This window comes from Thermoplasma sp. (assembly GCF_008709555.1).
Lineage (GTDB): Archaea > Thermoplasmatota > Thermoplasmata > Thermoplasmatales > Thermoplasmataceae > Thermoplasma.
This window is the reverse complement of sequence record NZ_VYIJ01000002.1, coordinates 88337-114710: the sequence shown is the minus strand read 5'-3', so window position 1 is coordinate 114710 and position 26374 is coordinate 88337. Positions and strand designations below refer to the sequence as shown.

Annotated in this window: 28 protein-coding genes, 2 tRNA genes and 1 pseudogene; 22 read left to right on the top strand and 9 right to left on the bottom strand. The window is 45.8% G+C overall.

The features are described from left to right. The first annotated feature begins 193 nt into the window (after positions 1–193). A complete protein-coding gene (proS, locus tag F6Q11_RS01445) occupies positions 194–1582 on the top strand; it encodes a proline--tRNA ligase (protein WP_297025941.1) in 1389 nt (462 codons plus the stop codon). Between the two features lie 157 nt (positions 1583–1739). Further along, complete coding sequence (locus F6Q11_RS01440) at positions 1740–2363, top strand: HAD-IB family phosphatase (protein WP_297025940.1); 624 nt, start codon at positions 1740–1742, stop codon at positions 2361–2363. 8 nt (positions 2364–2371) lie between these two features. Here the strand turns inward: F6Q11_RS01440 and F6Q11_RS01435 are convergent, their stop codons facing one another. Continuing rightward, entirely contained in the window at positions 2372–2962 is a 591-nt protein-coding gene (locus F6Q11_RS01435) for a hypothetical protein (protein ID WP_297025939.1), read from the bottom strand. Between the two features lie 142 nt (positions 2963–3104). On the opposite strand from F6Q11_RS01435, the gene F6Q11_RS01430 reads away from it, so the two are divergent. Beyond that, complete coding sequence (locus F6Q11_RS01430; protein ID WP_297025938.1) at positions 3105–4304, top strand: M20 family metallo-hydrolase; 1200 nt, start codon at positions 3105–3107, stop codon at positions 4302–4304. Positions 4305–4373: 69 nt separating this feature from the next. Here F6Q11_RS01430 and F6Q11_RS01425 read toward each other — a convergent pair whose 3' ends face one another. From F6Q11_RS01425 to F6Q11_RS01410, 4 genes are all read right to left on the bottom strand, one after another. Continuing rightward, positions 4374–5510, bottom strand: a complete 1137-nt coding sequence (locus tag F6Q11_RS01425) for an MFS transporter (protein WP_297025937.1) — start codon at positions 5508–5510, stop codon at positions 4374–4376. Between the two features lie 66 nt (positions 5511–5576). Further along, positions 5577–6332, bottom strand: coding sequence for a hypothetical protein (locus F6Q11_RS01420; protein WP_297025936.1), 756 nt, complete (start codon positions 6330–6332; stop codon positions 5577–5579). A gap of 16 nt (positions 6333–6348) precedes the next feature. Beyond that, on the bottom strand, positions 6349–7368 hold the full coding sequence (locus F6Q11_RS01415; RefSeq protein ID WP_297025935.1) for a tRNA (cytidine(56)-2'-O)-methyltransferase: 1020 nt from the start codon (positions 7366–7368) through the stop codon (positions 6349–6351). After that, on the bottom strand, positions 7365–7871 hold the full coding sequence (locus tag F6Q11_RS01410; RefSeq protein WP_297025934.1) for an ArsR family transcriptional regulator: 507 nt from the start codon (positions 7869–7871) through the stop codon (positions 7365–7367). Before F6Q11_RS01410 ends, F6Q11_RS01415 begins: the two co-directional genes overlap by 4 nt. A 243-nt stretch (positions 7872–8114) precedes the next feature. On the opposite strand from F6Q11_RS01410, the gene F6Q11_RS01405 reads away from it, so the two are divergent. From F6Q11_RS01405 to F6Q11_RS01395, 3 genes are read left to right on the top strand one after another with little or no spacing between them, the layout of a single operon-like run. Next, positions 8115–8729 (top strand): exosome complex RNA-binding protein Csl4, encoded by a 615-nt coding sequence (locus F6Q11_RS01405; protein WP_297025933.1) that lies wholly within the window; start codon positions 8115–8117, stop codon positions 8727–8729. Between the two features lie 10 nt (positions 8730–8739). Beyond that, entirely contained in the window at positions 8740–8904 is a 165-nt protein-coding gene (locus F6Q11_RS01400; protein ID WP_297025932.1) for a hypothetical protein, read from the top strand. Positions 8905–8912: 8 nt separating this feature from the next. Beyond that, on the top strand, positions 8913–9134 hold the full coding sequence (locus tag F6Q11_RS01395) for an LSM domain-containing protein (RefSeq protein ID WP_241761805.1): 222 nt from the start codon (positions 8913–8915) through the stop codon (positions 9132–9134). Positions 9135–9266: 132 nt separating this feature from the next. Here F6Q11_RS01395 and F6Q11_RS01390 read toward each other — a convergent pair whose 3' ends face one another. Continuing rightward, on the bottom strand, positions 9267–10268 hold the full coding sequence (locus F6Q11_RS01390) for a class I SAM-dependent methyltransferase family protein (RefSeq protein ID WP_297025931.1): 1002 nt from the start codon (positions 10266–10268) through the stop codon (positions 9267–9269). A gap of 108 nt (positions 10269–10376) precedes the next feature. Between F6Q11_RS01390 and F6Q11_RS01385 the strand changes: the two genes are divergently transcribed. The 3 genes from F6Q11_RS01385 (at position 10377) to F6Q11_RS01375 (ending at position 12255) form a co-directional block, all read left to right on the top strand. Beyond that, a complete protein-coding gene (locus tag F6Q11_RS01385; protein WP_297025930.1) occupies positions 10377–10538 on the top strand; it encodes a hypothetical protein in 162 nt (53 codons plus the stop codon). Between the two features lie 7 nt (positions 10539–10545). Beyond that, positions 10546–10627: transfer RNA gene (locus tag F6Q11_RS01380), tRNA-Ser, on the top strand. Between the two features lie 95 nt (positions 10628–10722). Then, positions 10723–12255: a DUF5591 domain-containing protein gene (locus F6Q11_RS01375; RefSeq protein WP_297025929.1), complete on the top strand. Its 1533-nt coding sequence runs from the start codon at positions 10723–10725 to the stop codon at positions 12253–12255. A 25-nt stretch (positions 12256–12280) separates the two neighbouring features. On the opposite strand, the pseudogene F6Q11_RS01370 reads toward F6Q11_RS01375, so the two are convergent. After that, a pseudogene (locus F6Q11_RS01370) lies at positions 12281–12730 on the bottom strand (chromate resistance protein ChrB domain-containing protein). A 333-nt stretch (positions 12731–13063) separates the two neighbouring features. Between F6Q11_RS01370 and F6Q11_RS01365 the strand changes: the two are divergent. The 7 genes from F6Q11_RS01365 (at position 13064) to F6Q11_RS01335 (ending at position 20741) form a co-directional block, all read left to right on the top strand. After that, a complete protein-coding gene (locus tag F6Q11_RS01365) occupies positions 13064–15703 on the top strand; it encodes a carboxypeptidase-like regulatory domain-containing protein (protein ID WP_297025928.1) in 2640 nt (879 codons plus the stop codon). Then, positions 15704–16279 (top strand): hypothetical protein, encoded by a 576-nt coding sequence (locus F6Q11_RS01360; RefSeq protein WP_297025927.1) that lies wholly within the window; start codon positions 15704–15706, stop codon positions 16277–16279. Further along, positions 16260–16748, top strand: a complete 489-nt coding sequence (locus F6Q11_RS01355) for a hypothetical protein (protein WP_297025978.1) — start codon at positions 16260–16262, stop codon at positions 16746–16748. The genes F6Q11_RS01360 and F6Q11_RS01355 overlap by 20 nt, the downstream gene beginning before the upstream one ends. Next, a complete protein-coding gene (locus tag F6Q11_RS01350; RefSeq protein ID WP_297025926.1) occupies positions 16726–17685 on the top strand; it encodes a MoxR family ATPase in 960 nt (319 codons plus the stop codon). Before F6Q11_RS01355 ends, F6Q11_RS01350 begins: the two co-directional genes overlap by 23 nt. After that, positions 17682–18983 (top strand): DUF58 domain-containing protein, encoded by a 1302-nt coding sequence (locus tag F6Q11_RS01345; RefSeq protein ID WP_297025925.1) that lies wholly within the window; start codon positions 17682–17684, stop codon positions 18981–18983. The genes F6Q11_RS01350 and F6Q11_RS01345 overlap by 4 nt, the downstream gene beginning before the upstream one ends. Beyond that, a complete protein-coding gene (locus tag F6Q11_RS01340) occupies positions 18984–19820 on the top strand; it encodes a hypothetical protein (RefSeq protein ID WP_297025924.1) in 837 nt (278 codons plus the stop codon). It begins immediately after the preceding gene. A gap of 180 nt (positions 19821–20000) precedes the next feature. Then, positions 20001–20741 (top strand): DNA polymerase sliding clamp, encoded by a 741-nt coding sequence (locus F6Q11_RS01335; protein ID WP_297025923.1) that lies wholly within the window; start codon positions 20001–20003, stop codon positions 20739–20741. Between the two features lie 78 nt (positions 20742–20819). Here the strand turns inward: F6Q11_RS01335 and F6Q11_RS01330 are convergent, their stop codons facing one another. Beyond that, positions 20820–21098, bottom strand: a complete 279-nt coding sequence (locus F6Q11_RS01330) for a hypothetical protein (protein ID WP_010901325.1) — start codon at positions 21096–21098, stop codon at positions 20820–20822. Between the two features lie 140 nt (positions 21099–21238). Between F6Q11_RS01330 and F6Q11_RS01325 the strand changes: the two genes are divergently transcribed. The 3 genes from F6Q11_RS01325 to F6Q11_RS01315 all read left to right on the top strand — a co-directional run bounded on the left by F6Q11_RS01325 (position 21239) and on the right by F6Q11_RS01315 (position 23426). After that, positions 21239–21323 (top strand) — tRNA-Leu (locus F6Q11_RS01325). Beyond that, a complete protein-coding gene (locus F6Q11_RS01320; protein WP_297025922.1) occupies positions 21323–22096 on the top strand; it encodes a prephenate dehydratase domain-containing protein in 774 nt (257 codons plus the stop codon). Before F6Q11_RS01325 ends, F6Q11_RS01320 begins: the two co-directional genes overlap by 1 nt. Positions 22097–22256: 160 nt before the next feature. Then, positions 22257–23426, top strand: a complete 1170-nt coding sequence (locus tag F6Q11_RS01315; RefSeq protein ID WP_297025921.1) for an MFS transporter — start codon at positions 22257–22259, stop codon at positions 23424–23426. 15 nt (positions 23427–23441) lie between these two features. Here the strand turns inward: F6Q11_RS01315 and F6Q11_RS01310 are convergent, their stop codons facing one another. Next, complete coding sequence (locus F6Q11_RS01310) at positions 23442–24140, bottom strand: SDR family NAD(P)-dependent oxidoreductase (RefSeq protein ID WP_297025920.1); 699 nt, start codon at positions 24138–24140, stop codon at positions 23442–23444. A gap of 216 nt (positions 24141–24356) precedes the next feature. Between F6Q11_RS01310 and albA the strand changes: the two genes are divergently transcribed. From albA to F6Q11_RS01295, 3 genes are all read left to right on the top strand, one after another. Next, entirely contained in the window at positions 24357–24626 is a 270-nt protein-coding gene (gene albA / locus F6Q11_RS01305) for a DNA-binding protein Alba (protein ID WP_010901321.1), read from the top strand. A gap of 132 nt (positions 24627–24758) precedes the next feature. Further along, positions 24759–25577, top strand: a complete 819-nt coding sequence (locus F6Q11_RS01300; RefSeq protein ID WP_297025919.1) for an aldose 1-epimerase — start codon at positions 24759–24761, stop codon at positions 25575–25577. A 25-nt stretch (positions 25578–25602) separates the two neighbouring features. Further along, positions 25603–26370 (top strand): hypothetical protein, encoded by a 768-nt coding sequence (locus F6Q11_RS01295; RefSeq protein ID WP_297025918.1) that lies wholly within the window; start codon positions 25603–25605, stop codon positions 26368–26370. Positions 26371–26374 lie beyond the last annotated feature (4 nt).

Sequence of the window (26374 nt, the reverse complement as noted above, 5' to 3'; positions counted from 1 at the left end):
ATAGCCTCTACGGTATATACCCCTACAGGAAGATGATTCTACGCTGAAAGAAAGCTCCGCTCAGGCTGAGGAGTGGTTCACAAGTGGATGCAGTTCACGGTGGATATCATTCAACGTGATACGGTTACAGTGTATCGGATCGGCCTGCAACGCCACGAAGAAATTTAAATATCGTTCTTAAATTCTAAGTAAAATGGAGAACAAGAAGGAGAATTTCAGTGAATGGTACAATGAGATAATCACGCTTGCTGAGCTCAGCGATAAGAGATATCCTGTCAAGGGCATGAACGTTTGGCTGCCCTATGGATGGAAGATAATGAGCCTTATAGATTCAATAGTGCGGAAGGCGGTGGACAAGAAGAACTTCCAGGAGGTAAACTTCCCGATCCTCATTGGAAGGAGCATGCTGGAGGTTGAATTCGAACATATAAGGGGCTTTGAGAATGAGATCTACTGGGTCACCAAGGGCGGGAAAGAGAATCTTGAGGAGGAGCTTGCCCTGAGGCCAACCAGCGAATCCGCCATGTATCCAATGTTCTCGCTCTGGGTGAGATCGCATGCTGATCTTCCCCTGAAGATCTACCAGATAGTAAGCGTTTACAGGTATGAGACGAAGCATACCAGATCCTTCATAAGAATAAGGGAGATACACTTTTTCGAAGCCCACACTGCGCATGCAACATACGAGGACGCCGAGGCGCAGATGGATCAATACAAGGAGATATGGCGTGAGATATCCAGCCAGCTGTGCCTTCCATACTTCTATGATCAGAGGCCAGATTGGGATAAATTCCCAGGAGCGAAGTACACAATTGCATTTGATACGGTCCTACCGTCTGGCAGGTCCCTCCAGATCGGAACTATACACCAGTATGGGACAAACTTCTCAAAGAATTACGATATAAAATATCTGAAGGAGGACGGAAGCTTTGACTACGTGCATCAAACGACATATGGCATGAGCGAGAGACTGCTGGCAGCCATAATAGGCATACACGGTGATGATAAGGGCCTGGTCCTTCCACCGGACGTGGCACCCATCCAGGTAATAATAATCCCGATCCCGGGCAGTGGTGTCCTGGAATATGCGAGGGATGTTGAGAACACGCTCAGCACGATAAACATAAGGGTTAAGGTTGACGATAGGGAAAACTATACCCCCGGCTACAAATTCAATGACTGGGAAATGAGGGGTGTGCCGTTGAGGATAGAGGTTGGCGAGAGGGAGGTTAAGAACCGCACTCTGACATTATCGATGAGAAACATACCGGGTAAGGTGACCATAGAGAGATCGAAGGTGATCTATGAGGTACCGGATGCGCTTATAAGGATAAGAGAGAAGATGATGGATGACGCGCAGAAGGTGTTCAGGGATCATGTGTTCAGGGCCTCTAAGCTTGAGGACTTTACCAACGAGGGGCTAATAACCGCATTCTGGTGCGGTTCCAAGGAGTGCTCTGACAGGATAGAGAGTGAGACCGAGAAATCCGCTCTGGGATTCATGGTAGGTTCGAACGAAACCGGCAAATGCGTAGTGTGTGGAAAAGAGGGGCGGCTAGCGGTGTTTTCAAAATCATACTGAGAAATCCGGGCACCACAACCTAGATCGTCTCCGGAGTCATATTTCTCATATGATTTAGGGTCATGCGATACCGTTTGTTAGGATTAAATAATCGGCGTAAATATCTAATCCGAAACACGTTAGCTGTGGTCTCTGGATCTCAGGGAATGATGCAATAATGATAAGACTGGCCATTTTCGATATGGATGGTACGCTTACGGAAGAACCAAGCAGCTGGGAGTACGTTCACAGAAGATTCCATACTGATAACCACAGGAATTTCAGGCTTTACAGGAACGGCTTCATTTCCTATGAGGAATTCTTCCAAAGCGATGTCACGGCCTGGTTGAAAATGCATCCTCGCCTCAGGAAGGATGATGTGATGTCCATACTCCGTGGGATAAGGATAAGGGACGGTGCATCGACCGTGATCAATAGGCTGAAGGATGCTGGTGTGATCACGGCTGTTGTCTCCGGTGGAATATCCTGGCTTTGCGATATCCTCACCGAGAAAATGAGGATAGATTACAACATATCGAACGTAATCGCAACGGACGAAGATGGTTTCATCCAGCCATGGGGGAAGATACAGGTGATCCCAGAGAGAAAGAACCTTGCTGTGAAATCACTTCAATCCGCGCTCCACATTTCGATGGATGAGACAATCTCTGTTGGTGATTCTATGGAGAATGGTATGATACACATCAACTCCGCACGTTCTTACATAATCGGAGGTAAGGGAAGGCAAGGGGAGATACCGCTGGGGAACGATATCAGAAGACTCCTCTCATTGATATGGTGATCTGAACCTCAGTATCTCGCGACCTGCTTCTCATACAGAAGAACCTGCCTCTTCGAATAATGGTAGATGGTCACGGATGATATGAAGGCCACGATAAGATAGAGTATCAGCAACAGTTCCTCTGCATGCCTCATTGGATGATGTACATATATCAGACCATGATAGGCCAGCAAAGCCGATGCCGATCCGATGATGAAAAATAGTGTCGTGAGGAATCTGGTCAGCACATTTCTGTAGTAGAATAGGGCCAGAGTCCTGGACAGTATCGGAAGTATAAGTAGAATTAGGCCGTAGATCGCCCTGCTGTACGGATCGGCATTTAAGGGTATAAGTGACCTTGTATAATCAAGTACGAAGTAGGCCAGAAGCAGGATGGCAGAGGCCTCCACGGATCTGGATCCCTCCAGAAAGCCGTAAGTTATGAGGAGAGCAAAGAGTATGCCAAGCGCAAAGGTGTTGAGGTAAAGTGCTATGAAATTGATCGCGGTGAATGTTAAATATGTGTGAATCAGCGCCTGGAACAGATCAGTGAGTATTGTGAAAGCGACCATGGCACTTACACCTCTGTATATATAGGCATACTCAGGCTTTCTGAACATTGCAGTGGCAACACAAACGAGGGTTAAAATTTTGCCGGTTGAAGACTTCTTCGTCAGTTTATGCTGAGGCCACGATCCATAAAATGCGAGGATGTTCTTTACTACCTGGGAAAATTTTAACGTGTATGGGTGATACTCCATCATGGATCTTATTTCAATGTCCGATAGAGACTTCATAGTTGAGGTTGCAAGGAGGATAATAAGGATACCTGCGATATCACCAGCTTCAGGTGGAGAGGGCGAGAAGGACAGGGCAGACGAGATCGAGAGAATACTGAAGGAATTGGGTTATTCCGATTATCAGAGATACGATACGACAGACGAATATGGAAAGATAAGATCGAATATCGTTCTCAAGACCGGAAAGGGCGATAGGGTGCTCTGGCTGGTTGCTCACATAGATACCGTACCTGTTGGAGACCAGACACTCTGGACTAAGCCGCCATTCGATGTGACGGTCGATGGGGATCGAATGTACGGCAGGGGTACTGAAGACGATGGCCAGGCTGTATTCACCGCTCTTCTCATACTGAAGGACATGAAGATGAAGGGCCTTAAGCCAAAGATCCCATTCGGCGTGGCCTTCGTGGCGGATGAGGAGATGGGGAGCAAATACGGGATTCAGTATCTTTTGGAGAAGAACATATTCAAGAAGTCTGACCTTATAATAGTCCCCGATGCCGGTAGTGAGGATGGGATGACGATAGAGATAGCGGAGAAGAGCATACTGTGGATAAAATTCAGCGTCAAGGGTAAACAGTGGCATGCAAGCATGCCGGTTAACGCCATAAATGCCTTCAGGGAGGGCTCAAAGTTCCTCCTGGATCTTGACAGGAGACTCCATGAGAAATATACGGCGAGGGATGACCTCTTCAATGTACCCTACTCCACCTTCGAACCGACGAAGCACGAGAAAAATGTGGACAACGTGAATACGATACCAGGAACAGACACATTCTATTTCGACTGCAGGGTTCTCCCACAGTACAACCTTGATGATGTACTGAAAACTGTGGACGATGCGATAGCAGAATTCCACAAGCAGAGCCCTGCCAGGATTACATACGATCTGGTCCAGAAGGAACAGGCTCCAAAAAAGACGCCCGAAGACTCAGAGGTTGTTAAAAGGCTGATGGATTCCATAAAGAGGAAGAGGGGGAAGACTCCAAGGGCGATCGGTATTGGCGGTGGTACCTGTGCAGCCTTCTTCCGCAGGCTGGATATGCCGGCTGTGGTATGGTTCACAACCATAGAGGAGAACGCGCACAGGCCGGATGAATTCTGCCTGATATCCCATATACTCATGGACAGGGACGTTCTTGAGGACGTCCTATCTTCATGATTTTCAGCTGTTTTTGGACATTGATCCTGGTATTGGAGACACTTTCTTCGTAATTTCCCGCCGTTCTTCTCATTGCAGCTTCATGCCCATGAGAAAGAGTGCAGGTACCAGAGAGATTATGCCGAGGAGATACCAGCCAACGTTGACCGATATGCTGTATATAGCATATGTGTACAGGTAGGGGATTGCCGAACTTATCATCATCTGGACGAAATTGACAATGGATAGCGAGAACGAAACCGCCGACCTGTTTATGATGCTTGCCTCCATGTACAGGTACGAGAAACCATAGATGGAGAGCACACTGAAAGCAAAGAGTGTGATCAGGATCTCCACAATATTCCCTTCGAACGGTACCAGGAAGAATATGATACCCATAACGGCTAGGAGCGAAGTGACCTGTACCCTCTTGCTGTACCTCCTGATTATGTAGGCCGAAATGAACCCACCTGGCAGGCCAACAAAGAGAAAGAACGATCCGGCAGCGGATGCGGTTATGGCTGAAAAATGCCTGTATTCCTCCAGATAATAGACGAACAGCTGGCCCATTATGGTCTCTGATATTGCACTTCCGACCGTTAAAACCGGCAATATCCATATGGCGGCTTTCTTTGCGGCGGCTATGAGCTCACTCATCGGTCTTCTGACCCTTGTATTCTCCTTCCTTATCATGAGGAACATGGCCGCATCAGCAATAAGCAGCAGCAAACCGCCTATCACCAGTGAAAGGCGCCATCCAGACACCGTGTCAAGGTAGCCGAAGGCGAATATACCGGTTCCGGCACCGAAACTGAAGGCGCCATTGTATATGCTGACGTACGAACCATATCTGTCTACGGGCACGATGTCTGAAATTATACCGAGAGCTGGTGAGAAGAAGAGGGCGGAACCTGCGCCTGCTGTGAATCTGAAGGTCGCAAGCTCTATGAAGTTTCTGGACAGGCCTGAAAGTATACCGGAAACACCAAGGATGGTCAGACCTGTTATTGAAACTACAAGGTTTCCTATGCGGTGCGCAAGCGATCCCCCGACCAGCTGGAAGAGGGCCAGGCCTATGTAAAATGACGTCGTAACCAGCCCTATTTCTATAACGTTTATGTTCAGATCAACTGAGATATATTTCAGCGCTGGAGCAATGTCAAACCAGTTGAGCGCATAGAGTGATCTCGCGAATATTATGCTGTAGGCTCTGGGCTTGTAGTCCATCTGGATGTGAAGATGTACAGTATTTATAAAATTATAGCGTGACACGCCAGCCAAGTAGGAATATCCTCAGATGATACCAAACCTGTGGGCAATATTGTTTAGAAGTACCGACTGCATAACAGCGTTCTCATAAATTGATACCATGCTCTTTGGGGGCTTCTTCACGCTCTTGAACTCGATACCATCATAGTGTATGTCCCACAGTATCAGATTCTCCGCCCTCGCCACTTTCGGATAACGGTCCGCTGTGGAAAATGGATCCGATTCAGATCCGATGTTGTCCATCAGAAATGCCACCATGGTCCTTATCTGGTTCCAAAGGAAACTTTTGGCGGTGAACTCAATATAGACGAATTGATCATCCCTCCTGCAGGACGCTTCCATGATGGTTCTGATGGTATTTCTGTTGTCCACCCTTGCAAACCTTCGAAAGTCATGCGTTCCCAGGAATTTCCTCAAGTTTATATCGATCGACTTGCAGTCTATGTCGCCCATCATATAATACCTGTACGTCTTGAACGTGCAGTGCCTAGGATTGAAATCTGCAGGAAACTCTGCGTAGGAATGCACGTATATGTTTTCAGCCCTGGAATTTATCAGGTTGGCCACAGCATCAGGTGGTCTTCTGGTATCAAGGCTGAAGACATTGGATACCGCTGACACGGATCTGTCTGTCCTGGCCGCCGTTCTGATATAATGATCGAAACCATTCTTTTCCAGGACGGAAATGATCGTATCCTCGATACTGTGATCTCCATTACCCCTCTGAAAACCAGTGAAACAGGATCCCAGATAGCCAAACTTGAACGCGTAATTAACCATTCTTCAACCATGCCCTCTATCGTATCTCGTCCAGGTCTACCCCCACTATTGCACTGATCTTCCTGTGGAGATCGCTTATTCTCTCTGCTGCAGAATCTAACCCACGTTTTCTGTATATGTCGGTAACCTCATAAAGCTTCAATCGTCTGCTTCCGGCAAAGAGATTATCAGCCTGGGCCACTATCATCTCTTCAAGAGTCTCCGGAACATAGTCCTTCTCAGGCAGGCCAAGTTTGGCAGCCTCTTCCTTTGTTATGCCAGCACCGATATGTCTCTCCACAACCGAAACCACGCTCTCATGCACATTCTCGGATCTGAGAATACCTGCGCCAACGACAGCATGATCTATACCGTTTGTCCTTGTTCTCCCTATATCATGCAGTAGAGATCCTGCTATAACCACCCTCATATCGGCATTGGTTCTCTCAGCTATCTTTACCGCAAGATCCTTCACGGCCTGGACATGAGCCAACAGCCGGTCATCTGCACCATACTTATGCAGCAGATCGAGGCACTCTCTCTCATTCGGTATCACCTTTACGACTTTTCCCCTTTCGGCTGGCTGGACGTTGAGTCTCCCCCTGAATTCCAGGTCGAATTCACCACCCTGAAAGTACCTGTCCAGGAAGATTGCGAGAGCTGAGACCTCGCTTATGGGCTGATTCGTCACAGATACGTTGTAGTCTGCCATCTCGTAAGCTTCAATAGGAACCTTCTCTGATCCGACAAGGACCATTACGTCCTTCGCACTGTTCCTTATTTCTCCGATGACATCGTTCAGCCTGCGACCATACATTGTGAGATGAACTCTTATGCCTGGGAAATTCCTGAATTCATGGATCCAGTTGCATCCGGTCATTATTGAAAAGCTGCCGCCAAAATTATTAACGACCTCGTTGATTGTGTTCTCAAGAGTTTCGTCCCTCTCATCGACAAGTATCGATGAAGCCCCGAATGCACGTGCGGTGAGAGCTACGTGTGTAGTTATCCTTTTGTCCCTATATGGTCTGTGATTTATGCGAAGTACCGTTATCATTCGGCACCAGACACCAGCTCGATCTTGTATCCCCTTATCTCCAGAATGCTGGACCTCCTGACGATACCCCTTATCAGCGTTTGAGATATGCCCAGGGTATCAGAAACGTCGCCAAGGAACACGCCCTCTCCGTTCTTCATCATGGCCTTTATCTTATCCTCATATTCGCCCAGCTGTTGATCTGATAATGTTGCAGCGTATATTATATCGGCCAGTTCACTGAGAGACCCCATTATGTTGATCTGGACATTTGTGTAATATGTGTGATAGGCCTTCTCTGGACCATTCTGACCAGTTATCCACTGCGTCTCTATCATCTTAATCTTATCCAGATAGAGAAGAGCCTTTCTGCCTTCCTTACCATACTTCTGCTCTATGACGGGAAGCGTTATCCATCCGGTAGACAGATCGAGCAGAAGCTTTCTTTTAATATCGCTGTCGGCAGCGTGGAAAATGGATACCAGTTCACCGGGGTCGTTGACAACTTTTATTCTGCTTACCATAATATTCAGGATATGCTAAAAAATGATTTAACTTTTATTGAGTTCTGAAAAGGTACGCTATTGTGACGATAGGAGGAAAGAATAGACATGATAGCAATTGAATCCTCAACATGGATTGCATGATATACGAAGGCATGCTGTCCAGTTTGCGCTTCCTCTTCCGTTTTCACTGGAAAAAAACTTAAATATGTATGATCATATGTCGATATAGCCGTACAGGCCAAAGTATACAAAGGAATACATATGGAAGGAGAAAAAAAGGTTGCTTTTCCAGGAGACGTAATTGCCACAACTGAGGAGTACCTGCCAGGAAAGAACACAGAGGAGAAAAACGGCGAAATCGTGGCCACCAAGTTCGGCAATATCTTAAGGGACGACGTCAATCTTACGATATCCGTAGACACTGGGAAGAGGGAGTTCTTCTTGAAGAAGGGAGACGTCGTTTATGGGCAGGTTATAAAAAACGACTCTCACAGGTACATCGTCAGGGTTGTAGGGGTATTTCAGAGAGGAACCGGGCTCAGAGAGGTAGATGAGGAGATGCAGCTTTCATTCGGCATGTCCAGGAGACCGCAGTCAGATTTTGTGGCTGTTGGCGATCTGATCAGGGGATATGTCGTGAGGACCGGGGATATGCCGGAAATATCCATAAATGGCAACCACTACGGTGTGATAAGTGCCGTATGCTCCAGATGCAGGCAGCCACTTGTGAAGAAGAATATAACATTGTACTGTGAAAACTGCCAGCGCACTGAGATTCGTAAGATTGCGGATGACTATGGCCAAGTAGATATATTCAATTACGAAAACAGGATAACCCATGGCGGCAGTCATAGTGAGGCCCACAGGCAGAATTAAGGGGGTTTTGATGATGAAATATGCAGGTAATGATAAGGCTAAGGATGTTGAGGCGCTCAACAGGGAAGTCAAGAATATGAGGAAGGAGCTGGATGATGTTAAGGAGGTCCTCCGTGGTCTGATACAGGTCATAATGAGCCGTGAGGATAACTTTGATGATGATGAATACAATTGAGGGGTGAAATGGTCTTGATGATGCCAATGAAGATGCTTGAGGAAAGTGTGAACAAGAGAGTTTCTCTGCTTCTTAAGGATAACAGGGTTCTTGAGGGTGTTCTCACAGGATTTGACGAGTACATGAATATGGTACTGGATGATGTGGATGAGAACAGCGAGAACGTCTCAAGAAAACTTGGTACCGTTGTTGTCAGGGGCAGTAACGTCGTTCGCATAGTCCCAAAATGAATCTATAGCTCTATGATCTCATTCCTGGCCATTAATTCCCTCGGAGGAATTTAAATCGCCGGGGATCTCAATTTTTTATCCTACCAGCGAAATGTATTGTGGAGCAAGGTATAAAAGGCTTGCCATTATATTTTAACCGGTGATTCTCAGTATCCTGAGGGTCGTTGATACATGGAACATCTTGGGGGCATATGATTTTACGATGTGCGAATCCTCTATCACGGTCAGGTACCCAAGAGAAGAGGTGTAGGACATTATATCATACCTGTATCGTCCCAGATTCTCCTGCGATACCAGGTGATGAAGAACTATCCTAGTGTTCTCTCTGGATCTTCTCAGCGCAGCTGGCAGATACATCAGAGATTTGAAATTTCCCATGATGATGGAATCGAACGGGCCTTCAGGACATGTAACCCTTGAATCTCCAAGTATGGGAAGGATCAGATCACCTACCCCGTTAATAACAGCATTCTGCCTAAGATAGTGTATTGCGTCTGGATTTATGTCGCACGCAAATACTCTGGCTGGATCTCCATATTTAGCAATCGGTAATGTGAAATAGCCGATACCACTGAACATGTCAAGGACTGTTTCTCCTTTGAAGCTTATGGAACGCATTCTTGTTCTCTCGTTTGTGTTGCCTGGCGAGAACATTATCCTCTCCGGATCGAACCTGAACCTTATTCCATTTTCAGTGTGTACAACATCTCCTCTCTTCCCGTAGAGGAACTCTACGACTGGGATCCTCTCAGGGCCAGATATCCCACGGTAAACATATATGGATTCCACCCCGAGAAAACGCTTCATGACTCGGAAAACGCGCTCGTCGACATGTTTGTCAAGAAAAACTGCGTTGCCGTACCTCACCCACCTATCAGGAATTGGGCCATTATATCGGTATTCTTTGACTAGCGCGTTGCGCATCATATCCTTTACGTTCTCCTGCCTCCTCTCTTCAAAATCAAGGTTTGCCGTTTCGAACCTGATGGACTGATCCTCATCCTTAACCGGGACAGCTATGAAGCCGTCTATCTTTCTGATCTTCAGATCCTTCCTTATAATGCCAGATCTCATCAGGCCTCTTATGGCTGCATCCGCCTCATTGCATGGAATGAGATAGGCTCTGGACTCCATTCGATCGGGTATTCAGATCCGGATATAAACACGATCCTGTGGCAGCAGTGCCTGAAACAACTCTGCGTAAAAGTATAATACAGGCAAATCATTTAAGGCTTGATAGGTATGACAGAGGAACTGGCTCAGGTTGAGGTCTCCAAGGATGGCGATATATATTATGCAAAGATAATACTGCCGAGCGGTGAGGTTTTCACCTTCGAAAACGAGGATTTCGAAGAGATGCTGGAACAGATCGCCAACGACCTGCAGGAAAGGTTCAGCCAGTGAATCCAGGGCGGGGATGGCCCAGAGGTAAGGCGGCAGCCTGCTAAGCTGTTTCTCTTATGAGAGCGTGGGTTCGAATCCCACTCCCCGCGTTTTCTTGAACATTCTCAGTTGAATTTTCCAATTCGGAGGGCTATCTAATCCCGCATACGAACTTTAAATAATGCCGTCAAAATATCGTGAATAAATGATTGAAGATCTGGCTCTCTTCGGATATTCCAGATATGGCAGGCTTGACGATAAAGTATATCCGGCCATAATCGGACAAGGTCATGGTATAAATTATACCGATACTGACATAGAGATAATGGGGGATAGGATCCCGAGACAAATTTTGTATCCATCGAAGATAAAACAGGAGATACTGGAAACCGATAAGCTCGTGATCGTGCCGAATGGATCCGAGCTAGTAAGGAAACCAAAGGACCTTGTAAGGACAATAATGGGCATACATTCAAGATACGGTTTTTCAAAACTGATATTCATTTCAGGGATAAGCGATCCCTACTCCATTCCGGCTCTTGTGTATCTGGGTGTATCGTTTTTTGACGAAAGCCTTCTGCAGATGGAGGGCAGTATGGGATACCGCTTCACCCCATTCGGTGTAGAGAAGACGGATCATGATGTGTCGTCAGAAAATTCAATGTTCTTATCCGAGATGATGCGTGATATCCAGAGATCGATATCAAACGGAACACTCAGGGACATCATAGAGAAGACGGTTATATCCAGCAAGGCCGCTGAGATCATCAGGATCGCTGATTACTCATACTATCAGGACTTCGAGGGGGTGTTTCCCGCCAGAACACCGTACATAAAGGCAAATACAATAGAAGACTTATACAGGCCTGATCTGATAAGATACAGGAATTACATATCGGAATCGTACACGAAGCCGGATCTTGATATAGCCCTCATACTTCCGTGCTCTGCAAGGAAACCTTATTCAAGGTCGAAGAGCCATCAGAAGGTGATCGGATCGCTCGGTGATCTGAGGAAATTCATCCATGAGGTGATCGTGACTTCCCCCATAGGCATAGTACCGAGGGACCTGGAAGAGACCTATCCTGCCAGGTTTTACGATATCCCTGTCATCGGGCTATGGTATGAGGATGAGAAGGTGATGATGAAGCGCATGATGCGCAGTTATATGGATCGTAACAGGTACAGGAAGGTTATAGCGTTCATACCAGAGGATCTTGATTTCATAGTCGATGCAATACCCTATCCGCATGAGGTCATAGAATTCAGGTCATCCAACCTCCAGAGGCTCAGAGAAGTTATACAGAGGGAGGTCAGCGGTGGAAAGGGAATAAATCAGAAAATTGCAAAGTACGATTCGGTGATGAGATACCAGTTCGGTGAGTGGATATCGCCTCTCGTATCCGGATACACCATAAGGAGAAACTATAATCAAGACATGATCGTTAAGGACGGTAAGATCCTCTTTGTTTACAACGAGAATCTTGGCAAATTCACAATAAATAAGGCTTCAGCTGATATGTTCGTGAAAAACGGCAAGTTTCTCGTAGAAATCGACGACTTCAAGCCAACGTCAAATGTTTATGCGATGGGTGTCGTGGATGCCACGGAAGACATAAGGCAGGAGGATGAGGTTGTTCTGGTGCACAATGGAGAGATACGCGGTGTCGGAATAGCGAAGATGCCTGCCAGAGCGATGATTGAATTGAAGAAAGGTATCGCGGTCAAGGTCAGATAAATCAACATAAAGAAGCAATCCCAGATCATCTCTTCATCGTATGCACCTTATCCTTACAGTAGGCGTAGAGTGCATCGTATGCTGGAAACTGCAGCTTCATGTTTTCGAAATCATCCTTGGAGATCAACCTGAAGCCTCTAGCCAGGGCCTTTAGGCCATAACTCTCCGGTGGTGGATTTTCCATCTCCGAATCAGCTCCTCTTACTATCTCAGCAAGCTTCAGAAGTGCCGGATCGGTAAGATTGTATTTTTTAATGATTGCGTCGAAGCTCACGTACTCCATCGTACCATCATGGTAATGCGTCAGTTCTGCACCATCCACGTCAAAGGGTATTGCGTTGAGTTCTTTTGCCATTTCCATGACTTTCGATGCCGGGGCGAAGATAAACTCAGCATCCCTATCTATGAAATTCTTTACGAGTCATGGACATGCGATCCTGTCTACCATCGCTCTTTCCCTTGTGATCCACTTCATGAGATCATGCAACAGTGCGACGTACTTAATGGCTTCTATTTAACATTTTGATACTTTGTTGATGTTCGTTGCTTCCCTTTATCTCTAAATTGTACCTCAAATGTTCACTTCAGCGTTCAGGATCATCTCCTTTTATTCGGATTATTTAAATGGAACAGATACGTTGAAGGTTTTCATCGTACGAAAATTTAAATATGGTATTGCGGTAAATCAATATTGTCTCCTAAATATATAGCTCTGGCCGTATTGGGTATTATTATTTTCTCGTCAATATTTACATTCGCAAACGTTGGCTATCCAACGGGCAATCCTATCCATATCAAGTTAAATAAGATGCCAAAGGAGCAGGTGGTATTCGTAAATCAGACCTTGAACAGATACGCTGTAGGCCTGAATTCATCCTATTTTATTCCATCTGGAAACGCAACAATATGGGTTCAGGGCTATCTTTACAATCGATCCAGTTCTGCGAGAATATCCGATACAGAGCTGACGGTTGCAGCCGGCCCCTATTCGACTTATTACAATGTTTCGGCCAGCGGGTATTACAGAATCGGTATCCTTAAGACTGGCAAGGCCAACATAGCTTTCTACGTGTATGGATACAATACTGTTTACCATTATTTCGACTTCATAACATCAGGTACTGTGTGGTTGAATCTGAGCTTCAGTCCATCTGCGAAGTACATAGTTCACGGATTCACCCTATACAACAGCAGTGCAGTACCAAACGTCGAAATAACATTCGTCCACGGCGCATCGGTTGTGGTCGAGTCGGGAATTGATGGCAGCTATAATGCCAGCCTTTACAATGGAACTTACGTAATAGGTGTTTACAAGCCTGGTTTTGGAGACAACGCATCTCCGAATATGATAAACATAGATGGTCATAGCTTGATGCAGAACATCACCCTTATATCTTCTGGAGCGAGATCCATAGTGATATCTGGATACGTCAAGAATGAGGTAGGAAAGACGGTGAGCAATGCCACCGTTATGTATGACGGATATGTAGCAACTTCAAACAGGAGCGGTTTCTACACCATAAACGTTAGTGCCGGGCCTGTTATTCTCATCGCCATTGCCGAGGGATACGGATATGGTAACGTCAGTTTGCTGGCGGTGTCAAACCAATCTGATGTCAACATAACGCTGCCGGTTGCCGATCCGATGCTGGGCGGTAATAGAGCAACATCCAGACTTCCCGAAAACCAGACTTACATAAACGGAAGTTCCCCTGGTACTTATCTCCTTGTTGGGCAGGCATATTACAATTCCAGCGGTCACAGGATACCTCTCACCAGCGCCTATATCAAATTCTTGATATCCATTCAGGGCACAGGTTTTTACGTAATGACCAGAACAAACGATCAGGGTTACTATAACATAACATTGCTATATGCGGGTTATTATAACTTCAGCGCAGATGCTGTAGGCTTCTATCCATACAATTTCTCAGTTCAGGTAAGATCAGAAACCACCCATCATGACCTGCACTTCGTACCTAGGCCAGGTTCATCCTATACTGTGACTTTGAAGATAAGCAATTCCACCGGTCTTATCCCGTATAATGTATCCGTATACTCTGCCGGAATACCTGTCGGCAACTTCTCTTTCAACGGATCAGGAAGCCTATCACTGATCGGAGGAAACTATACTTTCAGCGTTAACGATCCTGGATACAAGCAGCTCAACCTCAGTGAGGACATCACGTCCAGTGCTGATATCACAGGAATGCTTGAACCCGTATCATCCATCGGCCCAGGTTTGTCGCAGAACACGGAGTTTTCTGTTCCTATCGCGTATTACCCATCGAGTAATGGCAGCTCCATATATGCAAATAAGGTCATACATCTGGATCTCAAATTCCTCTACGGGGATTCGAGTGTAAACTCCTCCGAGTTCGAGATGTTCATGGTTTTCGATTCCGCGGAATATAGATACTTGGGTAACACCAGCAGCAATGGAACTGATATAATCACGCTGAACTACACAGGCCACTATTACATGAGATTCTATTTTCTGAAGTACAGGGGTAACCTGACGGTTAACGCAACTGGAAACACTTCAGCTACGGTTCAGCTTGAGGCAAGAACACTGTACACGCTGTCATTCGATCTATACAACTATTCAAGGATCTTCAATCTTACAGATCAGAGGATACCAGAATCCACCATAAGCCTCAATGGAAATGCGTTTGGTATAAGCCCTAAGATGGCAGATAATGGCAGCAGGCTTTTCGTCAACTATACTCTCCCGAGATCCAACTACACATTCAAGTACAGCAATTCATCATTCATGCCATATTCTTTTAGCCTCAAGCTTTCCAGCAACACCAGCGTTCCTGACGATCTCATACCTTACATAATCGCCGTGGAAAATGAGTCGGTAACTCCATGGTATTTTTCGCTGTCCTCTGATCCAGGATCCTCAATTAATATCTCTTACAGCAATATCACAGTAACCTCAGAGAAGGCTTATCTGCTGGCCCCTGGTACTTATTCCTTTAGAGCTTACCTTACCGGTGCTGATCTTAATCCAGCCAATTCAACTTCAGTTGTACTCAACGCTGCACATACCATGAGGGTTATTGTATTCAATGTTACGAATTTCTTTAAGAATTTCACATCAGAGAGAGTTTATCCGCTCAGCTTACCCGGAGGAGAATTCTGGGAGGAATTCAATATATCATATAACTCTAACGGCTTTGTGCCAGGATACATACATAATATAACCTTTATAGGTCTTAATATTTCTACCAATAATACAACTATGCTGATCAATACAAGCCAAATTCCGATTCAGGTGATCCCGGTTTCATCTGATTACATGACGTTGAATGATACGTATATAAATTCGACCTCTGAAATACAGGTCCAGTTGAAATTCCCATTCTCGCTCGAATCCGAGTATCTCAGATATCAGATCAGTGGTTCGATACAGGAATACCGTACGAACCTCGAGGTGATGTAGATGGGTGATGAGGACAGGCAGGCAAAGATAGATTTCCAGAGCGAACCAGTAAAGAAAGAGAAAAAAACGTTGTTCAGCTTCGGAAGAAAGAAGCAGAAAGAGGAAGTGAAAACGGTCATAAAAGTGAAGACTGTGGGTGATGTGCCCGCCATAGTTTCTGCGAGGAAAAGCATAACAGAGGGCAAGGTGAAGGATGCCATAATATCTGGATACAGCAACGTGAAGAATGATTACGTGCGATATTTTGGTATTCAGTCCACCTCGCAGGCTGGCGAGAGATCGTTCATTGTTAGCACCCTGAAGGGGCTCGGAATAGATCTACCAGAGGAAGCCGTCGTGGACGGTAAATTCATCATTGACCGCATATCAGACATCGATCTTACGTCATCTGAGCCAAAGGTCGCCTGCTTCGTGAAGATAGTTGAGTTCTATCTCAAATACTATGAAAAGGCCAAATATTCAGATTCCGCAATAGAGGATAACGGCGAAATAGTTGATCGCCTGACCGGCATATATAACTATATGGACATAACGAAGCTTTATTTCAGTGGTGATGATGGAAGTGTCAATACTTAGTACCATGTTCTCGAACATAATAGCCTATCCCCTGGTCATATTCCGTTTTCTCATACCAGCTCTGATGCTATTCATCATGGTTTTTGTTGTAAGGCACTATGCAAAACGTGCAGTACCGGATGATTACCCAACGGACAACCAGAAGAAGGAGCTTTTTGATGTTCCTGCCAACTATATAAACCAGGAATATCCGCACGTCAGGGATAACGATATAGACTACTACCTGTCGAAGGTGGAAAAGGACTTTGAGTCGGTGAAGGGCCTTGTAGAAGAATACAGGTATTATATGAAGCTGTACAGAAAATACACCAACAGGCTCAATTCCCCAAGCAGAAGGAGGAGAAAGAGGGCAAAGGAAGAGAGGGATCGCATCTTTTCCGAAATAGCCAGGATATATGATCAGCTCAGCAAGATGAAGCTGGATAAGCTGATCCTGGGTGAGGATTATGGAAGTTATAGAGGATCTTGAGAATCTGAGAAATACCGTGATAAGTATAGAGGAGAGCATAGGTAAGCGAGTCATAGGATCCAGAAGGATAGTGCGCTTCATGTTCATAGCGCTTCTGACAGGCAATCATCTGCTGATGGAGGGAGTTCCAGGGCTCGCAAAGACCATGCTGGCCAATGAGTTTGCCAGGCATACGAAGATGAAGTTCAGGAGGATACAGTTCACACCTGACATGCTTCCGTCTGATGTCACCGGAACCATAATGTTCAATATAGAATCTAGGAAGATGGAGTTCAAGGAGGGTCCCATATTTGCCAATGTTGTGCTGGCGGATGAGATAAACAGGACACCTCCAAAGGTTCAGTCGGCTCTGCTCGAAGCAATGGAGGAGACCCAGGTGACCATAGGCGGAGAAACGCACAGCCTGCCAAAGCCATTCTTTGTCATAGCGACTCAGAACCCGATAGAACAGGAAGGGACATTTCCGCTTGCAGAGGCGCTGATGGACCGTTTCCTGTTCAGGTACTACCTTGAGTATCCGAGCAGAGAGGACGAACTCAGTATATTGAATTCCATCGGCAAGTACGAGGATCCATCGCTTGTTCTTATGCCTGACGAGATAATAGAATTCAGGTCGCAGGTTGACAACGTTTACATTGCAGATGAGATAAAGCAGTACCTTGTCGATCTGATGAGGCGTACGCGTGAGAACGATCTTGTCTACCTGGGTGCCAGCCCAAGAACAACCGCGAAGTACATGAAGGCCGCAAGGGCCAATGCCCTGATAAGCGGCAGAAGTTACGTTATACCAGAGGATATAACATTCATGGCATTCGAGATCCTGAACCACAGGCTGATACTGAAGCCAGAGGCAATAATGGACGAAACAGATGATCCGAAGCTTATAGTGAAGAGGATAATAGACCGTGTTCTCTCAGAGGTTCCGGTTCCGAAATGATCAGAAAGGCTGGCTATCTGATACTGAGTGCGTCCATATACAACATATTCGAATCGATACTTCTGGGATACAAATACTACATCATATTCTCCATAATACTTTTCTTCGTGTTCTCATCAGATATCCTTATCTTCAATCTGACAACTGCAAGAAAGGTCAGGAACGTTGAAGTAGAGATATCGGCTGAGAACGAGAAGGCCAGGAAATTCTCTCCAAAGGAGTTCACCATCGCATTCCTGAATCAGAACAATTCACCGCTATCGTTTCATTATTACGTTTATTCATCGGACACATTCAGGATGGCCGGTGATTTCGAGGGCTTTCTTGCCCTGAAACCATTTGAGAGGGTGGTCAGGAAATTCATCGTGACACCGAACACAATAGGCAGATACAGGCTTGGCCCAGTATCGGTATACACCGAGGACGGAATGAGGTTTGCCATTGAGAGGGCCGAGGTATCAAGAACCATAGATCTGAAGGTTGCGCCAGCTCTGAGCGAGATAATGGCTGCAAGGAGCGAGAGGATAAGCAATATGCTGTATTATACTGGAATACACTACAACAAGAAGGCCGGCCAGGGATATGATTTTCTGACCCTGAGGGAATACGTTCCCGGTGATGAGATAAGGTACGTGGCATGGTCAATGATCGGACGAACAAAGGGCGACGATCTTTATGTCAAACAGATGGAGGAGGAGCGCATAATGGACGTGATCTTCCTGATAGACTATGGAAACGGAATGAATCAGGGCCACGATGGGAAGAGAATGTTTGACTCCATAATGGCTGATGTTATAAAGACGTCATATAAGATCAGGAAGAACCAGGATGGTGTGGGTTATTTCATATCATCCTCTGACATAAACATCTTCATTCCACCGGAACGTACTGCTACCCCCATCGAAAATCTGCAGAAGGTCATATCTGACATCAGGCCTTCAGGGTCCTTTTCAATGCGGTATTCTATTGATTTCCTAAGGAGGAAGATCAAGAAGACAACCATGATATTCGTCATAAGCTCATTCGAATACGGCGAAGATCCAGTATCCGTCAGAGATATTATCGGATCATATAAGGCAATGTTCTTCGTGGTAAATCCGTATGATTTCGTTGTGACAGGTGAAGAGAACCGTACGCTCAGAGCCACGCTCTTCCACAAGCAGCGTAGCATCGTTGACAGGAAGAGGGAGATACTTAGAAGCCTTGGTTTCAGAACAGAAATCGTTGGCTCTCGCGATGCATACAGAAAGCTCGTCTCCTCATACCTCTATGCCAAGATGAACAATATAGGTGAGTGAATGGGAAACGCAAATATGGATTCGATCACTGGGATTGTGATCAATACCGGTGTAATGCTGCCCCCGATATTCATGGCTATATACGTGCTGCCACGCATCTATTCATACGCTGATCCGTTCATTCTATTCCTGTTTGCCTTCCTTCCAATCATCAGAAGATTTATCGGACGGATGTACCGAAGTCTCGTCTACCCTGTGGCACTGCTGATTGCTGTGTCATCGGTCATCATATGGCTGGCCGCTTCAACGGGGAGCATACCTCACAGATACCTGATCCTGGGTACACCGATAGATAAACCATTTATGGTGTCCGTCACCCTTGTCATAGGCATAGTGACGCTGCTTGAGGGTTTATTTGCGAAAAAACTCTATTCAGTCATAACGCTGATGGCTTTCTCCACGCTCACGTTTCTGGACATGATCGCCGCATTGATAGTGTTCAACCAGACCGGATATCCGTTCTTCACTTTATATATATACGTTGAGCTTATGGAGTATGAGGCTCTCTATACCCTCATCGTCTATGGTTATGAATTCAGCCTACCGCTGGCCACCTTCAGCATTCCCATAAATACCTATCTTATAGCAGGTTTTGTTGTGTCGATGATATCCATCATCGTGGCCTCATACCGGAATGGCAACAGATCCATAGACAGATCGAACTCTTTTGCATATTCAATACTCTATGGTTCCATACTGGGGACTGCTGCCTTCTACTTCATAACCGTTATGTCACGGCTCTCTCTCCAGTTTCTGGCAATAGCGATCGTGATCGTCGCCATGATATATGCGATCATACGCACGGATCCAGAAAGAAAGGCCGATACTGAAACATAGAGTCTTCAGCGGCCGTGCCCCCATGCTGAAACAAAAATTTATATCTCGTAGCATTATCTGTTTTTGCGGTTGATCATCCGTATAGATCTGTGAAGACGCCTACACATGGGGCATGTGTTCCTGGTGCCTGGCGAGAATATATTGAGAATAAGCGGAACAGACGCTGAATGGTGTTGTGATATGATTAGGCTGAACCTTTCGGTTAAAAATCTCAAGGAGATAACGGATTTACTCAGTACAATAGTATCAGAGGCAAAGTTCAGGGTTGATGACAGCGGTATGAATGTGACCGCAGTGGATCCTGCACATGTTGCCATGATAAGGCTGGAGGTGCCAAAGGAAGCGTTCGTTGAGTTTCACACGGACGGGCAGGAGGAGATAGCACTGGACATAGACAGGCTCAAGTCAGTGATAAGGCTGGCCAGTTCCTCAGAGAATGTGGGCATAACCAAGGATGGTGAGAAGCTCAAGTTTGAGCTTGGTACGATCAATAAGAGCATTTCTCTTCTCGATCCATCAACGATCGTAACTCCAAAAATACCCAACATAACGTCTGAGTACTATGCTGTCGTGAGAAAGTCAGATTTCGAGAGGGGTCTGAGGGCTGCCGAAGATATATCAGATTCCATAAGATTCACGCTGTCTCCTGAGGGTTTCAAAGCCTATTCGCACTCCGAATCAGAGGAATCAGAGATGATCCTGCCAAAGGACATGATAACGGATATGTCTTGCAATACCACCATCAAGAGCTCATATCCGCTCGAATATCTGCTGAAATTCATAAAGGCAGTGTCTTCAACAGATTCTCTGAAATTGAGTTTCAGGGATGATTATCCACTTTCTGTGGAGTTTTACCTGGATCAGAACCCAGACGCCAAGATAAAGGGGCTGTTCCTGCTCGCACCGAGGATGGAACAGTAAAACCATCTTCTTTATTGACTTAGGAAATGGCGATCTTTAGATTTATTATTATCGTTATTTCATGATGAAATTAAGGCATCATCTGTATAGCTGGCCACCCTGTTCGTTACCCTTCTTCGGTTTCACTATGAGTTCTTTTGGAACCTTCACCAATCTTATGATGTTCGTTGCCTGTATCATGTAATTCGGTATCCCGGTGTTAGGATCATTTCCATTTCTGAGAATAGACACTATTTCCATCTTTATCTGGAGCACGGATCCATCCTTCAGCTTCACCGTGATCCACTTTGGTTCCTCCTCTGTCTCAAACTCGACAAGTTCTCCATCTGTTGGAAAATTACCACCAGGAAATGCCATGCAACCTCATATGGTTATTGGATATTAATATTCCTGAGTATGATAACAGGCAATCTCGACGTGTGATTTGAGAATCGCCTGAAAGATCTCGTTTCATCGAAACTGGAAAGATTATTATCTCGTGGTTGCATCGCAGAAACGCGAGGGTAACTAAGCCAGGCCAACAGTGCAGGACTTAAGATCCTGTCCCGAAGGGGTTCGCGGGTTCAAATCCCGCCCCTCGCATGATGAAGATCTCAGTCGTATTTTATCTCGGTCCACCAGGGAGTTTCTCGCATGAAGCCGCGGAGAGATTCGGATCCGATCTTAAGCCCGAAAGATCGATAAGCGCCATATTCAAAAGGGTTTCCATGAACGAAGGTTATGGTGTAGTTCCCGTGGAAAACAGCATTGAGGGGCCTGTCAATGAGACATTGGACGGTCTCTTCAGATATGAGGATATTTACGTGATGGCCTCCGTCGAGATCCCTATAGAGATATTTCTAGCATCAAAATGTGACAGAGGAAGGATCAGGAGGGTGTATTCTCATCCACACGCCATAGCAGAGGCGAAAGATTATCTGGAGAGTATGGGAGATCTTGAAGTCGTAAGGACAAACAGTACATCAGAGGCTGCAAGGCTTGCATCCATGGACGAGGCAGGTGCAGCGTTATGTTCCAAGAAAGCCGCAATTGAATATGGTCTATCCAATATGGATCGAATAGATCCTGCGACGCCTAATATAACAAGGTTTGTACTCATAGGCAGGGAATACAGGAAGGATGGGTCAAGACATGTAATGCTGTGCATAATTCCAGATAGACCGGGTTCGCTTCACAGTCTAATCGGGGTTCTGGCAAACAGAGGCATCAATATGAATATGATATACTCCAGGCCGCTGAGAGACAGTGTATGGAAATACTACTTCTATATCGAATTTTCCGGTGAGGTCGATGAGGATCTTTTTGCCTCCATGAAGCAGCAATCGGTGAAAATCCTGTATAAGGGTTCATTCTGATCTATCGCTGCACATCCTGCCAAACAGCCCACCATGCTTCGTCAAAAAAATGCGCATATCATGGCGACCGCTGAAAAGATTCAAATACCGATCGTAGATAGCATGAAATCATTGAGCTTGTTATTGTCAGACATATCAAACGCATCTGCGGGTGAAAGACTTGAAGGTTAATGGGATATTCAGCCTCTATATTGCGCTGCTGTTCTTCATAGGTTTTGGCTGGTTCATGATCGCCCCCATAATACCTGAACTCGTATCTGTGACCAGATCATCACCGTCAGATCTGATCCTGATAGTTTCTGCATATGGATATACGATGGTAGCATTCGGACTGCTTGCAGGATATCTTTCATTCAGAGGACGGGTCAAGAATTCAATAATTGCCTCCGCCATACTCACGTTTATTGGCCTTTCCTTGAGGCCATTCTTCCACAGCTATCTGCCTTTCCTGGCGTTTTCCATTTTGGCTGCAGTGGGTTATCCGCTCGCAATGGCTCCTGTAGGAAGCATTGCCGAGGTGTTTGGTGCAGGGAGAAGCCACACGATCATAGGCATGAGTGTTGGATCTCTCTTCCTTGGAATGGCCGTTGGATCCCTTATTACGCCTTACATACTCATTGCGGTTCCTTTGAATATCACCCTGGAGCTTCCAGCGATTGCCGTATTCGTGTTGATGATCCTTCTTTTACTGTCTGCAGGAAAATTCCCTAACTACTATGCTTCGCGCAGCTTCAAGGGCGTATTCAGGGTGGGAATGATAAAGAATTGGTACGTGGGATTGACAATATCGGCCATTTCAGTCATGTTCGGAAGCATAGCGTCAAGCGTGCTTCTGCTCCATGGCTTCACCGAATCCACTGCCCTCGAGGTGGGAGGATTGTTCGGCGGCCTGACCTTCCTGGGATCCGCACTCGGTGCTATGATACTTCCCTCTCTCTTCGGCAGAAACCAGAACCTGAGATATGGACTGATCTCCACAGGATCACTTACTCTTGTTTTTGGAGTGCTGATGGCCGTATCACTCGAGTTTTCAAAATCGCTTCCCATTATAGGGATCTCATACTTCTTCTTCGGATTCTTCGGAAACGCATACTGGTCGATGGCCATGACATCCGTTACGTATTATTCCCCGCGCCCTGAAGAAGCAGGTTTTTCAACGGCAATGTTCAGCGTAGCTACGAATGCTGGCGTGGCAGTCATACCGGTGTTTCTTGGATCGATGCTGATAGTGGGCGGACATGTGCTAATTGGTACGATAACTGTCTCCATTCTGCTTCTTGCATCCGGATCTGTTTCATATTTCCTCCTCGCCAGGCCTGCCAGGGCATGACATAATCCAGGCGCATCATCTCAGGGAAAATCCCTGGTCAACGGTTATGACCGATCCGGTTATCCCCATTGATCTCTCACCGGCGAGGAATACAACGGCCATAGCCACGAGATCCGGATCGATCGATTGTTTGCCCGGATTGAAATGAACATCCGTTTCAGAATGTGGTTTTTCCTCCATTGAAGTCGTGATCACGGCGTTTATTCTTATTCTGTTTTTAAGCAGAGATTTCGCTGCTGAGGCAACCATCCTGTTCAGCGCTGCCTTGCTCCCAGAGTAGGAGAAAGAATTCTCAGAGACCATCAGGCTGGAGTACACACTGCTCATGAAGACAACTGAAGATGGGTTCGCCATCAGATCGAGGAGTTTCGAAAGCGTGTTGAAGGGAAGAATAACGTTATCCTCAAACATCGCATTGATATTTGTTGGATCCCTAATGCTGTCCGATGCGTAGCCTCCTAAACCCATTATTAGCGCGTCTATACCTGAATCATTGTAATGGTCTCTTATGGATTTGATAGTGGATTCGGCTGATACATCACCCGCAATATAATCGATTTCGCCCTTTGATTCGAGTTCATTCTTGATTTTTGACAGTTTCTCCTTGTTTCTGGCGTTGATAGTTACCCTGAAGCCGTTCTGCAGAAGATCTTTGGCCGTGAAATAGCCAAACGTCTCACTTGCCCCGATTATTAGGGCAGTCTTTCTGCTCATGATAAAAGATAGCAGTAATGAAATATATTGATTATGTATTTTCTTTCGCTAACTCCATCAAATGAGTGCATGGCAGGGATATCCCGGCACCAATGCATCTGCGAAGCGCTTATCAACAGTTTTTTCTATGATGGTTATTGTCCATGATCATCCGGTAATTTTCATTTGCGATACTGTTATATATTAAGCAGAAATCCGTATCAGTAGTGATCAAAAATGGCAGAGGAGAACATAATCTTTGTAGGAAAGAAACCGACAATGAACTACGTGCTTGCAGTGGTCACCCAGTTTAACAACAACGCCAATAAGATAATAATAAAGGCACGTGGAAAGACGATCAGCAAGGCAGTGGATGTTGCAGAGATCACAAGGCACAAATTCATTCCAGACGCAAAATACGAGGAGATAAAACTAGACACTGAGACCCTCCAGGGCGAGAGAGGCAGTTCTAACGTTTCATCTATAGAGATCACCCTGTCACGCTGAAGCGCGTGGCAGATCTGTTTTATTTAATTCGTCTGTTATTCAGTACGGTTCAGACGATCTTGTTTTATCGCCCTAAAATCTAAATAATCCGTAATCGCGAAGTATTATATCCGGTATAGCTTTGACTTATTTATGACAATCGAAATAACGTCGGATGGAAGCAGGGCATTGCTGTCTGAAATCGGTTCTCATCTGGTTTCGCTTCAGTTGGATGGCGTCGATATATTACTTCCCTCTTATGATGATTCTCCGACACATTACGGATCGGCGTTTCTTTTTCCGTATGCAAACAGGGTGAGAAACGCAGAATATGTGCTGGATGGCAGGAATTACTCTCTTCCAAGAAATGAGGGAAAAAACAGCATTCATGGTCTTGTCCTCGGCCAGAGATTAGCCGTAACGACCAGTAAGGACGATTCTTTAACTATGGAAGCGAATATCCAGGCAGGGGTCGGTTATCCTTCAGATCTAAAGGTCAGAATATCGCACAGCATAACGTCGAAATCGTACAGCTGTCAAATCTCTGTCAGCAATGTGGGTGATCGGCGGTCTCCTGTAGCAGCCGGATTTCATCCATATTTTCTCTTCAAGGACAGATGGAGGATAGTTGAACCTGAAACGGCCTGGCTTATGGAGTATGATGGACCTTTCCCAACCGGAAAGATGGACAGGATAACATTCGACGATGATAGCTATAAAAAAGAATACGATAATCAGTTCTTCGCAGATTCCGATATAGTTCTTGATACGGGATATGCCAGATTGAAGATTTCGAGACAGGCTATGCCATTTTTCGTGATCTACAATGGTAAATACTCCGCAGGCATATCCGTGGCTGTTGAGCCCATGATGTCCGCCGTTGATGCCTTCAACAATGGTATAGGTCTAAGGCTCGTGAATCCTGGAGATACACTGGCATTTGGATATTCCATAGGTCTGATGCAATACTGACCCTAATATGATCGCAGGGAGTAATATGGCACGATCGGATCAAGAGGAATTCAGGAGCATTATAGACGACAACACCTCGGGATCGGTCGAACTTTCGATGAGGGTTTTTTCATTTCTGCACAGGCATCCAGAGAGGAGATATTACGAAACTATACTGGAAAGCTTCGTTGGAATGGCCCTTGTCAGGAATGCGGCCAGGATCGCGATCTCCGATCCGGATATGTCCCCTGACAATTTTCGAGATATTATGCTGACGCAGGAGCGTAAGTCCATAGAAAATGCGCTGAATGGGATCGACGCGGAAGCCATCACCACCATGAGCAACAGCCATAACGTCCGTGAATTCATATCATCTTCTGACAGCATCAAGCGGGTCTATGTGCTTGAGAGCCGTCCCATGCTGGAAGGTCGGATCATGGCGAAAACGCTTTACGAGTCAGGAAAGGACGTTTACCTGGTGACAGATGCCGAGATGTGCCTTGCACTTTCAATGAGCGATGCCGTTGTGGTGGGTTCAGATTCTGTCCTCTCCGATCTCACGTTGATACATAAAGTCGGAACTCTTCCTCTGGCCATCTGCGCCTATTCTAACGGACTGCCATTCTATTCCATAACAATGTCGATGAAGTTTGAACAGGACTATAAATCCAAGGATTATCCGGAATTCAGACAGCATCCATGTTCCGAGATGGGTTATGATGGGAAATGTCTCAACGTGTACTTCGAAAAGACAGGTTCTGCATATATCTCAGCATTCTTCAGCGATACGGGTGCTATACACGGCCATCGCTGATTTG